Annotated in this window: 13 protein-coding genes; 8 read left to right on the top strand and 5 right to left on the bottom strand. The window is 60.8% G+C overall.

Going from position 1 to position 15303, the window contains the following annotated elements:
* Positions 1 to 326 precede the first annotated feature (326 nt).
* Complete coding sequence (gene fabR / locus VFN25_RS01225; protein ID WP_325137958.1) at positions 327 to 989, top strand: HTH-type transcriptional repressor FabR; 663 nt, start codon at positions 327 to 329, stop codon at positions 987 to 989.
* A gap of 8 nt (positions 990 to 997) precedes the next feature.
* Here fabR and VFN25_RS01220 read toward each other — a convergent pair whose 3' ends face one another.
* Positions 998 to 1474 (bottom strand): hypothetical protein, encoded by a 477-nt coding sequence (locus VFN25_RS01220; RefSeq protein WP_325137956.1) that lies wholly within the window; start codon positions 1472 to 1474, stop codon positions 998 to 1000.
* A gap of 69 nt (positions 1475 to 1543) precedes the next feature.
* Positions 1544 to 2017, bottom strand: a complete 474-nt coding sequence (locus VFN25_RS01215; RefSeq protein WP_325137954.1) for a hypothetical protein — start codon at positions 2015 to 2017, stop codon at positions 1544 to 1546.
* A 366-nt stretch (positions 2018 to 2383) separates the two neighbouring features.
* Here VFN25_RS01215 and arfB point away from each other — a divergent pair, with 366 nt between their 5' ends.
* From arfB to VFN25_RS01180, 7 genes are all read left to right on the top strand, one after another.
* Complete coding sequence (gene arfB, locus VFN25_RS01210) at positions 2384 to 2809, top strand: alternative ribosome rescue aminoacyl-tRNA hydrolase ArfB (RefSeq protein ID WP_325137952.1); 426 nt, start codon at positions 2384 to 2386, stop codon at positions 2807 to 2809.
* A gap of 35 nt (positions 2810 to 2844) precedes the next feature.
* The gene (locus VFN25_RS01205) at positions 2845 to 3402 is read left to right on the top strand and encodes a 1-acyl-sn-glycerol-3-phosphate acyltransferase (RefSeq protein WP_325137960.1); all 558 of its coding nucleotides are present in this window, start codon (positions 2845 to 2847) and stop codon (positions 3400 to 3402) included.
* 72 nt (positions 3403 to 3474) lie between these two features.
* Positions 3475 to 4044 carry an NADPH-dependent FMN reductase gene (locus VFN25_RS01200; protein ID WP_325137950.1) on the top strand — a complete coding sequence of 190 codons (570 nt, stop codon included), beginning with the start codon at positions 3475 to 3477 and terminating at the stop codon, positions 4042 to 4044.
* 53 nt (positions 4045 to 4097) lie between these two features.
* Positions 4098 to 5318, top strand: a complete 1221-nt coding sequence (gene iadA / locus VFN25_RS01195; RefSeq protein ID WP_325137947.1) for a beta-aspartyl-peptidase — start codon at positions 4098 to 4100, stop codon at positions 5316 to 5318.
* Positions 5318 to 6157, top strand: coding sequence for a cyanophycinase (locus VFN25_RS01190; protein ID WP_325137945.1), 840 nt, complete (start codon positions 5318 to 5320; stop codon positions 6155 to 6157). Before iadA ends, VFN25_RS01190 begins: the two co-directional genes overlap by 1 nt.
* A gap of 6 nt (positions 6158 to 6163) precedes the next feature.
* Positions 6164 to 8962, top strand: coding sequence for a cyanophycin synthetase (cphA, locus tag VFN25_RS01185; RefSeq protein ID WP_325137943.1), 2799 nt, complete (start codon positions 6164 to 6166; stop codon positions 8960 to 8962).
* 2 nt (positions 8963 to 8964) lie between these two features.
* Complete coding sequence (locus tag VFN25_RS01180; RefSeq protein ID WP_325137940.1) at positions 8965 to 10719, top strand: Mur ligase family protein; 1755 nt, start codon at positions 8965 to 8967, stop codon at positions 10717 to 10719.
* 246 nt (positions 10720 to 10965) lie between these two features.
* Here the strand turns inward: VFN25_RS01180 and VFN25_RS01175 are convergent, their stop codons facing one another.
* From VFN25_RS01175 to VFN25_RS01165, 3 genes are all read right to left on the bottom strand, one after another.
* Positions 10966 to 12408 carry a diguanylate cyclase gene (locus VFN25_RS01175; RefSeq protein ID WP_325137939.1) on the bottom strand — a complete coding sequence of 481 codons (1443 nt, stop codon included), beginning with the start codon at positions 12406 to 12408 and terminating at the stop codon, positions 10966 to 10968.
* Between the two features lie 144 nt (positions 12409 to 12552).
* Positions 12553 to 13563 carry a DsrE family protein gene (locus tag VFN25_RS01170; RefSeq protein WP_325137937.1) on the bottom strand — a complete coding sequence of 337 codons (1011 nt, stop codon included), beginning with the start codon at positions 13561 to 13563 and terminating at the stop codon, positions 12553 to 12555.
* A 71-nt stretch (positions 13564 to 13634) separates the two neighbouring features.
* Positions 13635 to 15185, bottom strand: a complete 1551-nt coding sequence (locus tag VFN25_RS01165; RefSeq protein ID WP_325137935.1) for a M20/M25/M40 family metallo-hydrolase — start codon at positions 15183 to 15185, stop codon at positions 13635 to 13637.
* Positions 15186 to 15303: the final 118 nt, after the last annotated feature.

Genomic DNA, 15303 nt, shown 5'->3' with positions numbered 1-15303 from the left:
GTGCCAACAGACGCTCCCATTCCTGCGCCTGGTTGAATGGCGCCAGCAATGGATGTTGCAGCCAGCGCCGAATCGTGGACGAGTGTGTCGCCACAGCCGGGGCAGCGGCGTCGGTGTGCAGGGCAAGGTTGGCGGTAGTATTCATATGCGAGCCGGATAGTACAGTGAACGTATGTTCACTGAAAGCCCTGGAGCAAACACTCCAGAAGCCATGCGACCAAGAGGCGCCTATACTTTCCGACGGGCTGGCAGCCTGTCGGACTTGACTCGGCGGGTCTGCGAATCGCCTCAATTCGCAACGCCCGACAAGCCGCCAGGAGAATGACTTGACCGCCAAGCGCACCCCAACCAGAGCCGACGGCGATGTTGCCGGCACACGGGTGGAGCAGAAGGAACGCACCCGGCAGCGTCTGATCGACGCCGCACTGGCGCTGATTGGCGGCGGCAGCGGCTTTACCTCGCTGAGCCTGCGCGAAATCACGCGTCAGGCCGGCTTGGCTCCGGCGGCTTTCTATCGACATTTCCGCGATCTCGACGAGCTCGGCCTGGCCCTGGTCGAAATGGGCGGCGTCACCTTGCGACGGCTGCTGCGCGAAGCGCGTCGCGACGGTATTCCGCCCACCGACATGCTGCGCGGCTCGGTGCAGATCTATCGTCGATTCGTCGCCGATCGTAGCGAGGTATTCCGCTTTATTGCCGGCGAGCGCGGCGGCGGGTCACGCGCCATCCGCAATGCCATCCGCACCGAGGAGAGCCACTTCGCCTCGGAAATGGCACAAGACTTCCGCGCTCTGGGCACCTTGCCGGAACTGTCAAGCGCAACGCTGCAGATGATCTGCGGACTGGTGGTGACAACCATGCTCAACGCCGCATCCGACATCCTCGACCTGCCGGCGGGTCAAACCCAGCAGGAACGCGAATTGATCGAGAACTTTGTGCGCCAACTGCGCGTGATCTTCCTCGGCGCTGCGCGTTGGCGCGAAAGTTGAGTTGACTATCAGTTTGCAAACCTGATTTGCGAGGGGTCTTCGACCTGCACATGGGTTTGGTAGTAGTACTTTCCGCTCGGCAGACCGTTGTTTGTGAAATTGATGCGGACCCGCTTTGCAACGCCACGAAAGACCAGCCTTCGGTTCATGAGCTCGCTGAATTTGACACCCAGATTCTGTTCCAGTGCCGGAACCATGGCTGTCGGCATCTTGATCGTGAGGTTCCTTTGATCCCGGTAGTCTTGCTCCGAGTTCACAAACGACCAACCTCCACTTGAGTCCAGCGCCTTGACTGTAACAATGAACTCACCGCGGACACCTTGTGCCGGATCTTCATTGGCCGCGCGAATCGCTTCGATGGGCTCGATCCATCCTTTCGAATTGGTAACGACCGTCGAGCAAGCCGACATGAGAATGGCAGCGACGATTGCGATCAACAAACGCGTGGAGCGCTCCTTGATTGGCAGAAACCTGATTCGACCCACGCTATTTGCAGGCCTGATGGTCAGGCCTTGAAACTTCAATTCAAAACTTGCCACCTGCACCCAAGGGCTTCACTGCGCACCCGCCTGTTGAACATGCCGTTTGAAGCTCTGCTTTGCCTCACCAGTGAACACCGCCAGCTCGCTCTCCGGGATACTCACGACCGAAATACCGTTGCGCTCCGCTTGCGCAGGAAAGACTGTCTCGAACTGGCCACGTGGCACGAATAGCGTTACAGGATATTGGCGCTTGTGCTCCCACGCCGTCTTGAGGAGGCGCTTCACCTCAAACTCGGATGGCTCGTCGAGCTCAGTGGACACCATGTCAGTGACGAGGATAAACAGGCTTGCCGCATCCATGAGGCAAACAGCGTTGAACGAGCCATCCCGCTCGGTGTTGATTGGTGTGTCGTTGATCTGAAAAACGATCCACGCCTCGTTGACGCTGAACTGATTCGGGTCTAGCACAAACAATCCTCGTAGCGCCTGACGAAGGCTTTGGAAGCGCCCCGAATCTTGCTCGAATTGCGCGAGGCCAGCAAGCATGAAAGTTCATGGTTCGTTGCAAACCCATGGACGCAGGCACAAGGGGCCTGAGGAAGAAAACTTGACGCGTGAATCCATTGGAAGTTCAGACTTCAAGACCCGGCCACTTTCTATCGGCTGCGAACATCACATCGCCTGATTGGCGATCCAAGCACGACATGATTGTTCTCGGGATTGTTCAAGTCACCCAGGCCTCAAGCGAAGCGTCCGCCGCTCGATTTCCACGAAGTTGGACGACGCGCTTGCCACGGCTGACGATTCGGAAATCTTTCCACCTGCCGCACTCAGGGCAGATTGCGCCGCCTGATCATCTTGAGATTCTTTTTGAATCGGGCGTCACTCACGCCAGCCCGCTAGAATGCACACATGCTTGAGATCGACGACCGATTGCAAATCCCCGATGACGAACTGGTCGAGCGCTTTGTGCGCTCGTCCGGGCCGGGTGGGCAGAATGTCAACAAGGTCGCCAGTGCGGTCGAGTTGCGTTTTGATGTGGCCAATTCGCCGTCGTTGCCGGAGCCCTTGCGCGAACGCCTGCTTGCGCGTCGTGATCGGCGCCTGACGGCCGAGGGCGTGCTGGTCATTCAGGCCAATCGTTTTCGCGATCAGGCCAAGAATCGTGACGATGCTCGGGTGCGCCTGACCGAGATCATCCGGGCTGGAAATCTTGTCGCCAAGAAGCGCGTGGCTACGCGCCCAACGCGCGCATCCAAGGAGCGCCGTATAACGGCCAAGAAGAAGCGAGCGACGATCAAATCCGGTCGCGGCGCGCAGAACTGGAGTGGCGATTGAGTCACTCTCCTTTACCCGCGCAATTGCCGGTTTCGATGCCTCAACTTCAGTCGCATGCCGGGCGCCGGCTGGCTCGCTGGTTCGTCACCCGTTGTGGATGGAAAGTGATTGGCGAGTTTCCCGACGTGGCGCGCCTGGTGATGATTGGCGCGCCACTTTCATCATGGTGGGATGGCGTATGGGGCTTGCTGATCAAGATCGCGGTTGGTGCCGATGTCTCGTTCATGGCCAAACGCGAACTCTTCACTGGTCCGCTCGGTTGGGTGTTGCGCAAGCTCGGCGGTATTCCAATCGAGCGCGGCAGCACACATGGCGTGGTCGAGCAGATGACGGCGCGGTTTCACGATCGACACAAGCTCTGGCTGGGAATCACACCTGAGGGCACGCGCAAGGCGGTCAAGAAGTGGCGGACCGGCTTCTGGCATATCGCGCGTGCTGCGGATGTGCCGATTCTGCCCGTGTATTTTCATTATCCGCAGCGTACTTTAGGCGTCGGGCCGCTATTCCAGACCAGCGACGATATCAATGCCGACCTGCAACGCCTCAAGGAATTCTATGCCCCATGGCAAGGCAAGAACCGGCGCGTCACTTGACCCGGACTGCAAAGAAACCTTGGTCCGGACCGGCTCGATCCATCAACAACAAGAACACAGGAAGAAGCAGCCATGAGTACACGGATTCTCGGCATTTCCGGAAGTTTGCGGCGCAAGTCATTCAACACCGCATTGCTGCGTGTTGCGCAGTCCCTGTCAACGGAAAACATCGTCGTCGAGATGGCGACCTTGCATGGAATTCCGCTCTACGATGGCGACGTCGAAGAGCGTGATGGCATCCCCGACAGCGTGACGGCACTCAAGGAGCAGATCCTCGCCTGCGATGGCTTGTTGCTGGTGACTCCGGAGTACAACAACAGTATTCCAGGCGTGTTCAAGAACGCCATCGACTGGTTGTCACGCCCGCCTGCGGATGCCAGACGGATTTTCAGTGGACGCCCGGTGGCGGTGATCGGCGCTTCGCCGGGGGGATTCGGTACGATCCTTGCGCAGAACGCCTGGCTGCCAGTGCTGCGCACGCTTGGCGCACGCCACTGGTCTGAGGGGAGAATGATGGTTTCACGCGCTGGCAAGCTGTTCGATGACGAAGGTGAATTGACCGATGACGGCATACGCGACCAGCTACGCAAGTTTCTGCACGGGTTCGCCACGTTCGCTGCAGGCGATAGCAGCCTCGGCTGAACCCTCTGATTCCGGCGTGCCAACACGGATTCCGACCTGCTAGAGTTCCAGTGATGGCCCCAAGCAATCCGCAACCAATGATCCTGCTGCGCAACGCCGAAGTGTTTGCGCCGCAGGCAATTGGCCGCCAGAACCTGCTGATCGGCGGCGGACGGGTTCTTGGCATGTCGACAGCGGCAATCGATTCGCCACTCGGGATTGATGTGGAGGAAGTCGATCTGCATGGCCAGCGCCTGCTTCCGGGATTCATCGATGGTCATGTGCATGTCACCGGTGGCGGCGGCGAGGGCGGTTTCGCCACGCGCATTTCGCCTTTGCCACTGAGCCGCTACACGCATGGCGGCGTGACCTCGGTGATCGGCTTGCTCGGCACCGACGATTGCGCGCGCAGCACACGCGAGCTGGTCGCCAACCTGCTCGCCTTGCGAGAACAGGGCCTCGGCGCCTGGGGTTATTGCGGCGGCTATCATTTGCCACCGACGACATTGACCGGCAGCGTGCGCGGCGACATCGCCTTCATCGACCCCCTGATCGGCGTCGGCGAATTGGCCATCAGTGATCATCGCAGCAGTCAGCCGACTCTCGACGAGTTGCTGCGCATCGCCTCCGAAGCGCATGTTGCTGGCCTCATGAGCGGCAAGGCCGGTATCGTCCATCTGCATCTCGGCGATGGCGAGCGCGGACTTGATCTGGTTCGACGAGCCCTGGCGCAAAGTGAAATCCCGGCTCGCGTATTCAATCCAACTCATATCAACCGACGTCGCGCACTGTTTGATGAAGCGCTCGAGCTCGCCACGCAAGGCTGCCATGTCGACATCACCGCGTTTCCGGTTGAAGACGGCGAGGATGCCTGGAGCGCCGCTGATGCGCTGCAACGCTATCTCGATTCCGCCGCGCCGAAGCAGCGCATAACGATCAGCTCCGATGCTGGCGGCTGCCTGCCGTGCTTCGATAGCGAAGGTCAACTCAGTCACATGGATGTCGGAACACCGGGCGCCTTGCTGGCGACCCTGGTCGAGTTGCTCGATCACGGCCTGCTCCTCGATCAAGTCCTTCCGGCCTTCACAAGCAATGTCGCTGCCTTGCTGCGGCTGCCGCGGAAGGGCGTGATCGAAGTCGGTGGCGATGCGGATCTGCTCGTGCTTGATGATGCCAACGGACTCTCAGACGTCCTGCTCGGCGGAGACTGGCATCTGCGCGAAGGCAAAAGCCTGCGACGCGGTGTGTTTGAACCGTTACCATCCCCAACCCATTCCCAAGACGGTTCGCATTGATGCCAAGCAAGGTTCGTGAGGGTGAGAAGCGCGGCTGGATCATTCCGATCGGCGGTGCCGAGGAGAAAGAGAACGATCCGCGCATCCTCCAGCGCTTCGTTGAACTGTGCGGTGGCGAAAGGTCCAATATCGTCGTCTTGCCGACGGCCAGCCGCTTGCTTGATACCGGCCCGCGCTACGAGGAAATCTTTCGCGAGCTCGGTGCCGGCGAAGTCGAAGCCGTTGATTACGACACCCGCCGCGACTGCGAAGAGAAGGGCCGACTCGAGCGCATCGCCCAGGCTACCGGCATCTTCTTCACCGGCGGCAATCAGTTGCGCATCACCACCTTGCTCGGTGGAACTTCGGTCGCCAAGCTGATTCGTGTGCAGAATGCGCACGGCGTCCATGTCGCCGGCACCAGTGCCGGTGCAGCAATCCTGAGCGAACACATGATCGCCTTTGGCGAAGAAGGCGGTTCGCCGCGAGCCGGTAGCGTGCGGCTCGCACCGGGCCTCGGCCTGACCAACCGCTTCATCATCGATCAACATTTCCGCCAGCGTGACCGGCTCGGCCGTCTGGCCACGGCGCTGGCCTTCAATCCGTTCGCGCTCGGCATCGGTCTCGACGAAGACACTGCCGCGTTTATCGGCCCGGACAACACGCTTGAAGTCGAAGGCAGCGGCTCGGTCACCGTGGTCGACGCGGCCGACCTGCAGTTTTCCTCGATGGATCGCGCCGACGAAGGTGATGCCATCTGCCTGCTCGGTCTCCATATCCACATGCTTGTTCGCGGCGCGACGTTCAATCTGCACACGCGCAAAGCCAGCGCCGGAACACTCAACGTAACCAAGGAGTAGCCATCCATGCGCATACTTGATCGCTCGGTGTATGTCGGTCCGTCGGCGTACGCGCATTTTCCGGTTATTCGTCTGATTCTCGATCTGCAGACACTGGAAGCCTGGCCGACCGGAAAGCTCGGCGCCGGATATGTCGATGCGCTGGTCGAAGCCCTGCCCGGCCTCGCCGAACACGGCTGCTCCTATCGCGAACCGGGTGGCTTCATCCGCCGCATGAAGGAAGATGAAGGCACCTGGCTCGGCCATGTACTCGAACACGTCGCCATCGAACTGCAGAATATTGCCGGCGAAGATGTGACCTTCGGCAAGACCCGCAGCGTCGACGATCGTCCGGGCGTCTATACCGTCATCTACGAATACACCCAGCGCGAGCAAGGCATCGCTGCCGGCGATCTTGCGCGGAATCTGCTGTGTTCACTGCTGCCGACCGATATCCGCCCCAGAGATGGCGTGCCGGAAGACTGGAACTGGCCCGAAGCGCGCGACACGTTCATCCGGTATGCGCAGCGTCGCGCACTCGGCCCTTCGACAGCCTCACTGGTGCGTGCTGCCGAGGAGCGAAATATCCCGTGGTTGCGCCTGAACGATCAATCGCTGGTCCAGCTCGGCCACGGCAAGTATCAACAGCGCATTCAGGCGACGGTGACCGGACGCACTTCGCACATCGCCGTCGAACTCGCCGGCGACAAGGAAGAAACCAACAAGATCCTCGGCTCGCTTGGCCTGCCGGTGCCGCAGCAGCGGCTCGTGCAAACCGCCGAACAGGCCAGGCAGGCCGCGCGCCGGCTCGGCTATCCGGTAGTGACCAAGCCCTACAACGGCAATCACGGTCGCGGCATTTCGATTCGTCTCGGCAATGACGAGGAGGTCACCGAAGGCTTCATCAAGGCAAGCGAACATTCGCGCTCGGTGATCGTCGAAACCTTCCTCGAAGGCGATGACCATCGCCTGCTCGTGGTCAATGGCGAGCTGGTCGCGGCCACGCGGCGGACGCCCGGCCACGTCGTCGGTGACGGCACGCATACGATCGCCGAACTGGTCGACAAGGTGAACCTGGATCCACGCCGCGGCGTTGGCCACGAGAAAGTGCTGACCCGTCTCGAACTTGATGCCCAGGCCGAGATGATGATGGCGCGTGCCAAAGTCGATGCAGGCACGATTCCAGCCGAAGGCGAAGTCATCCATCTGCGTTCAACGGCCAATCTTTCAACCGGTGGCACGGCGACCGACGTCACCGACGTCATCCATCCCGACAACCGCGACATGGCGGTGCGCGCGATCCGCGCAATCGGTCTCGATGTTGGTGGCGTCGATTTCCTCACCACGAACATCACCGAAAGCTACAAGTCGATCGGTGGCGGTATCTGCGAATGCAATGCCGCGCCGGGATTCCGCATGCACGTCGCGCCTAGTGAAGGTACCCCGCGCGATGTCGCCGGTCCGGTCATCGACATGTTGTTTCCTTCGGGTACTCCTTCGCGCGTGCCGATCGCCGCGATTACCGGCACCAATGGCAAGACCACGACTGCACGCATGCTCGCCCACATCGCCAAGATGGCCGGCTACACGCCCGGACTGACCACCACCGATGGCGTCTACATTGATGGTCAGCGCACGGTCGAGGGTGACATGACCGGGCCGGTATCGGCGCGCATGGTGCTGGCCGATCCGCAGATCGACCTGGCCGTGCTCGAAACCGCACGCGGCGGACTGTTGCGCGCGGGCATGGGCGTGCCACGCGTTGATGTTGGCGCCGTGCTCAATGTGCAATCCGACCACCTCGGCATGAAGGGTATCGACACGCTGGAGCAACTGGCCGAAATCAAGCGCATCGTCATCGAAGTAGCCGAGGACTGCGCGGTACTCAATGCCGACGATCCGCAGGTACTCAAGATGTCGGGCTACACCGATGCCAAGGTGATCTGCTACGTAACCATGAATCCGCAACACGGCCTGGTTCGCGAGCACATCCGGGCAGGCGGACGCGCCTGCGCACTTGAGGCTGGCGTCAATGGTCAGATGATCACGCTGTACGACAGGGGCAGCCATATTCCGCTGTTGTGGACGCACCTGATTCCGGCCACCCTCGAAGGGCGGGCGATGCATAATGTGCAGAATGCGATGATTGCAGCGGCGATGGCGTTCTCGATGGGCATCAAGCTCGATGCCATCCGCCAGGGCCTGCGCACGTTCGACAGCACCTTCTTCCAGGCACCGGGACGCATGAACGTGTTCAGCGAACACCCGTTCAAGGTGCTGTTCGATTACGGCCACAATGCGCATGCCGTCGGCGTCATGGCCGATCTCGCCCAGCGCCTCGATGTCAGCGGCCGGCGCATCGTCATTCTCGCCGGACCCGGCGATCGCCGCGACCAGGATCTGCGTGAAATTGCCGATGCCGTGGCCGGTCGCTTCGATCACTACATCTGCCGGCGCGATGATTCTCTGCGCGGGCGTGCTTCGGACGAAGTGCCGAAATTGCAGGCAGCCCGGCTGCGTGAACTCGGCGTCGCCGACTCGGCGATTTCGGTGATCCCTGACGAGCAGGAAGCGATCGATGCCGGGCTCAGCATGAGCCAGGCCGGCGACCTGCTGCTGATATTCGCGGATGCGCTGGTGCGCTCGTGGAAGCAGGTGATCAAATTCAGATCGAATGAGTTGCCGGACGCCAGGGCCTCCAGAAGCACCCCTGCCCCTCAAGACCCGCCTGCAGTCCCCGCCGAAGCCGCATTCGTGCCGAGTGAATGGGATGGCGTCGTCCGCGATGAGCGCGGCATCCATCTGTCACGGGAGCAGGACGACTGAGCGTGCAAGCACCCCTGTCGTTCGAGGATTCGCGCCGCCTGACCGGACCCAACCTGTACTTCGCCGAGCCCGGCGCGGTTCTGGAGACGATCAGCCCTGGCGCGAACGACACAGGCACGATTACAGCATGGCAGGACAACGTGCGCCTCATGTGCAAAGCGCTGGGTTGGCCGCATGCACCAATATCCGTGCGTGCGCACCGCCGCGGTGCGGCATTGGCTTTCGCTGCGCCGATCGATCAGTTGTTCAGCGCCACCGAAGTCAACGAATGGGCGTGGCAGGCAGCGCGTGGCAAGGCCGAAATGTTTGCGCCTGGCCATGCGTTGGCAACCGATCCCGACTCGGCGTTGCACACGTTGCGTTTGCATGCAGCAAGTGAACGACACCCTGAGTTGACCAACTTGCTTGCGGAGGCAGCGGCGCATGACATCCCCAGCCTCGTCGATGATGAATCACTGACCCTTGGTCACGGCAGGAACGGTCGTAGCTGGCCGCTCGATGCATTGCCGGCACTCGATGAAGTTCCGTGGTCTGGACTGGGCGGAATTCCGATCGCACTGGTGACCGGCTCAAATGGCAAGACCACCAGCGTGCGCCTGCTCGCCGCAATGCTGAAGGCGCACGGCCTGCGCACCGGCTTCAGTTGCACGGACGGCGTCTTTTTCGATGGCCAATCGCTGGAAACCGGCGACTATTCCGGTCCGGGCGGCGCCCGCACCGTTTTGCGTCAAGTCAACGTCGATGCCGCGGTACTCGAAACCGCGCGCGGCGGTCTGCTCCGACGTGGTCTGGCGATTGAGCACGCGAACGCTGCCATTGTCACCAATATCAGCGACGATCACTTTGGCGAGTACGGCATCGATGACCTCGATGGCTTGACCGAAGCCAAACTGATTGTCGCTCGCGCACTCGATGCGAACGGCGTGCTCGTGCTCAACGCTGACAATGAGCAGTTGCGTGCGCACGCGGCCTCGGTTGACTGTCCGATTGCCTGGTTCTCGCTCGACGACGATCACGATCTCCTTCGCGCGCATCGTCTGCGTGGCGGCACAACCTGCGGTGTCGCCAAGGGTCGCCTCTTGCTCAGTCATGGCAACGCACGCAACGATCTCGGCCTGGTCGCGGCAATGCCGCTCAGCGTCGATGGCCGTGCCACCTATAACATTTCCAATATTGCCGGTGTTGCCCTGCTCGCCGATGCGCTTGGAATCACGGCCGCAACAATGCGTGGGGTATTCGGACACTTCGGTCGCGAGCGCGGCGACAATCCAGGACGTCTCGAACGTTGGCACTTCGGCGGCATCCACATTTTCATGGACTACGCACACAATCCTGAAGGCCTGCGCGGTCTGCTCACGATCGCAGAATCGATTGGCAAAGATGGACGCCTCGGCCTGATCCTCGGCCAGGCCGGCAATCGTGAAGAACCCGAGATTCGCGCGCTCGCGGCAACAGCGGCGGCGTTTTCGCCGGATCTTGTCGTACTCAAGGATATGCAAGGTTATATGCGTGGACGGGCTGATGGCGAAGTGGCCGATGTACTGCGTGATGAGTTATTGAATCGAGGCATGCCGGCGACGGCACTGCCTGCACATCACACCGAGATCGATGCAGTCCGGCATGCCCTGGGCTGGGCGCGCAGGGGCGATCTGCTGGTACTGCCGGTTCACGGCCTGACCGCCAAGCATGAAGCGGGACACCTGTTTGATCGCTTGAAATCCGACCATTGGCAGGCAGGTCAGGCACTGCCGGGGTGAGATTTCTGCGGCATTCGTATTGACGTGGATCCGGCGCAGGCTCCTCGTCCTTGCCCAGACAGAAATCCAGGGCCCCAGCTTTAGAATGGAATGCCGCTACGCGGCGTGACATGGGTGCGGGGAAAGGTGCGTGGTACCAGAAAGCGAAGTCACTGGACCCCTGCCTGACCAGCCATTCGGCTACTCGAATCCACAGCGGTGATGACGGAAAGCGCGCTCAGGAGACTGCTTCGGTAGCGGCCAGACTCACTGCTCAGCTGGCTTGCTGTCGCGGCGCTCAGAGTTGCGCACCCGATACAACTGAAGATCAGCACGATCAATCGTTTGCTGCAGGCTTTCATCTCCGATTCGGGCCGCGTATCCGATCGTCAGTTCACAGGGTGCTTCGCTGTCGGCAGCATGTCGAATGCGCTGTGCGAGAGATTCCACCTCGGCGCCGCCATCGGCCAGCAGCAGCAGGAACTCATCGCCACCCATGCGAATGACGGCATCGTGTCTGCCAACATACTGATTGAGGAAATTGCCGATCGCGACAAGAATCTCATCACCTCGGCGATGCCCATGGGTGTCGTTGACCTGCTTGAAATTATCCAGATCAATAATGATGCAGGCCCAGTGCTGGTCTTCGCCAAAACGGGATTCCTGTATGGAGATATAGCGGCGGTTGAAACATCCGGTCAGCGGATCCCGGATGTTCTGCTCGCGCAACTTCTCTTCGAGCTTGCGACGCTCGGTCATGTCGGTGGCATTGACCAGGACGTAGGGTTCGCCCGCAGAATCAACGCAAAGACGATTGTTATACTCCCAGACGCGCAAATCGCCGTTGCGCGCATTGAGAAAGATCGAACCGGTGGCGACGTTGTTGCTCTTGATGCAATTCAGATAATCGGCGAAATAGGCCTTTGGCTCCTCGGGAACCAGATCCCGGATATCCCAGCCGATCAGGTCGCCGGTCTCATAGCCCAGTGCTTGTTCCGCTGCCGGATTCGCGGAAAGCAGCACACCATCAATCGAATGCGTGCAGATCAGTCCACGGCTGAATTCGATGATCTCGCGCAGGCGCTTCTCGTTGTCGGCAAGTTCCTGCTGTGTTCTGGCCAGTTCCATTCGATGACGATACATGGCGCGTCGAACCAGCAAACCGATGAATGCCGTGCTGAAACTGATGATCAAGGGAACCCTGAATATTGCAAAATGGGACCATTCGGGATCGGGCTGGATAGGGAACTGGATTCCCGTCCGATCCAGAATCGAGACGACCACCAACTGGGCCACAACCGCGAGAAACAACACTATCGCTGCCCTCGAAGACAGCACCATTGCACCGACAAGAACGAGCGAAGGAAGCGCGACGCTGGCACCGATCGTCTGCCCTCCCGAGCCAACATTGAGTACGGCCGCGATCAGATAGAGAGCGCCCATGAATTGGGTCGCCGCACGCGCCACCTGGCCACTGCGGACAAGGACCACCAGGATCGGGACAATCGCCAGGCTACCAACCAGGCAAGCGATGCCAACTGCGAATGTTCCCCAGATCAGCTCACTGATGCCGATCGAGGTAACGGTCAAGATCGCCAGCGCGCCAATGGCAAGAACGACTTCGGCACGAAAGCGCAGATCAGGGTTACCACCGCTGATTTTCGCCAGCAGGCGATCAATCCGATTCAGCGCTGTCGCTTCTGTAGCCACCGATATCCAGTTGTCACTGTCGCTTGATGCGACTCTAGTCCCATATTTCCCCTGTTTCCACACGTTGCGCAGATTCAAGGTGCAAGGACATCGTGCCGTGTTGCCCCTTCAACAGTATCAATCGGTTTAGTGGAAAGCGGTGATTCAGGGAATCAAGGCATAGCCTGCCGCCTGCAACTCAACCAGTTTGGTCATCGCCGAAAGAGCGATATGGACACCACTGCGCACTTCCGTCAGTGCATAGCCGCGATGTCGGAGCGCCTGTCCACAGACGAAAAACTCGACCCCGGCCGCACGCAATTCCTCGATCAGTGCAGCGTTCGGATTGGCCCTATTGAAGTGCTCTTGGTAGCTGGCGTCGGACAATACAATCGGCGTCGTCTTGCCATGAATCACAACGGCAATATGGACCTGATCGTCTGGCACGCCGGCCAGCGCATACAGATTCACTGCGCGTGCGACCACTTCCAGCCTGCGATTGATTTCGCCATCGATGGTTTCGTCGCCTGTCGCGTCGATGACGAGGCGATGCCTGGCATCCGGCGCCGGCATGTCGATACCCGCGCCCAGGGCATAGACACCCCCGGCCGATTGAATGCGCGGAAACCGGGGTTTGTCGTTGGCGGAGTCCGCCACCACTTCGGCGCTGGCCAGTCGCGCGCGCACAGCGGGCTCAAGACTCTTGAGGCCCCATGATTTTCCCAACTCGAGCGCAGCCTCGACCGACTCGCCTTGCAGGATTGCCGCACGCAACGCAATCAAGGCGCCAACCCGATTGCTCGATGCGCAGTGGATCAGCGTCTGCTGACCATCAGCGGCTGTCATCAAGGCATCGAACTTGCGTACGTTGTCCATGCTCAACCCGTCTGCCCCATGAATCGGCAGGTTGTCATAGCCCATGCCCATCGCCCGCACCGCGGCGGCCTCATCGAAATCCGGCGTCTCGGCATCCGCGCTGAGATCGATCACGTGGCGTATGCCGGCTTCTTTCAGCACGCCGATGTCCTCGGCCTTCAAGCGACCCGACGCGACCCAGTTCGGTGAATGGAAACTTGCGTTCGGCAGCGACTCCAGAACATCGCGCTGGATCGGCTCGACCGCCCAGGCCGAGCTGCAAATCAGCACGGCACAGACAAGATGACGCAGAACATTCATGGTATTCCTCGCTGTTTCGATGGCATCGATTACGCCCCGGATCCACGCTGCAGGGTGACCTGGAGATGGGACTATTGTTCGACAACGCTTGCCTGTGGCTTCCGCGTCGTCGCCGTTTCGGGCAGGCGCATCACCGCCGCCAATGTGGCGATGCCGTTCCACAGATGACCGACGCGCAGGTTTTCGTTCTCGGCGTGCTGGTTGTTGTCGGGGTTGGCCAGTGGGATGACCAAGGTGGGCGCGCCCGTGATTTCGGTAATCTCGTACAGCGGCAGGCTGCCACCCATGGTTGGCGTCAGCAGCAGCGAATCGCCCGCGAGGGTGCGCATGGCGGCGGCGACATCGCGTGCGATCGGCAGATCCATTGGCGTGCGCGATGCCGGATAGCCGCCCGCTACGAGTGTGACCTTGGCGATCTGCGCGTGTGAGGCGCGCTCGGCGTCGGTCGGCGCGCGATCGAGCACGAGATAGCCTTGTCCGCGAATGTGCGCAAGCAGGCGCTTGAGCTGACCTTTGACGGTGTCGCCCTTGACCAGTCGCAAATCGAGCGTCGCACGCGCATCGACCGGGATGACATTGCGCGCCTGATCGCCGACATCGGCGGCGCGGATTCCATTGATGTTGAGCGATGGCAGGTTGATCGACTCGGGCAGTGACACGCCGCGCATCTCGCTCGCCATCAACCCGAGATCGCGCAACAAGGCCGCCTCGTCGTCGGGCGCAGCAGCGAGCGCTTTTTTCTCATCGGCACCCAGAGGCACGATGCCGTCGTACCAGCCGGCAATCGTCACGCGGCCATCCTCGCCCTTCATCGAGGCCAGCAACTTCGCCAGGCGCAGTGCCGGATTGGCGGCGAAGTTGCCGTAATGCCCGCTGTGCAGCGGACGCTTCGGCCCATACACGGTGATGTCGACGTTGGCATCACCGCGCACACCGAAGACGAGCTGGCGCCGCCCGCTCAGATGCACCGGCCCGTCGCAAATCAGCCAGGCATCTGCGCTCAGCAGCGCGCGATGCAGGCGCAGCAACTCACCAATATGGGGTGAGCCCTGCTCTTCCTCGCCATCGAAGAAGAACTTGATATTCGCGTTCGGAACAAGTCCGGCCGCCTTGAGCGCATCGGTCGCCGCAAGGATGGCAAAGACGCCAGCCTTGTCGTCCGAAGCGGATCGTGCATACAGGCGCCAGTCGGGATCGATCGGCTTCGAGGTATCGCGCTTGACGATGGCGGGCGAGACATCGAGGCGACCACGCCTCCAGACTGGCGTCCACGGATCGCTCGCCCATTCCGTCGCATCAACCGCCTGGCCGTCGTAGTGGGCATAGATGACCAGGGTGCGGGTCGCGCCGGGCGCCTTCCACTCTCCATACACCGCTGGCGGTGCACTGCGATCCGCATTTTCCAGCAGCAGCGGCGACAAGCCGCGCCGCTGCATCATTGCCATCAGCGCATCAGCGTTGCGTCGGATCGCGATTCGATCAGTGGCGAGGTTCGGCAGACGCAAGAACGCTTCGTACTCGTCCAGCAACGTGTGCTGGTGCGTGCGCGTCCATTCGGCGATTGCGCTGGTCTCGGCGGTTTCCGCATGGACCGAACCGGCAATCCCAAGGATGAGGGCCATGCTGCAGGGAATCCACTTGCGCATATCCAATGGCTCCGAATCAGGAAAGACCAGCACTGTAGGACAGGATCCAGTCAATCGCGAACACGCAACGAACACGATGGTGCGGCAATTCAGT

It is taken from the genome of Dokdonella sp. (assembly GCF_035703485.1).
Taxonomy (GTDB): domain Bacteria; phylum Pseudomonadota; class Gammaproteobacteria; order Xanthomonadales; family Rhodanobacteraceae; genus Dokdonella.
Note: the sequence above shows the minus strand (reverse complement) of the source record. Positions and strands in the feature narration are given on the sequence as shown.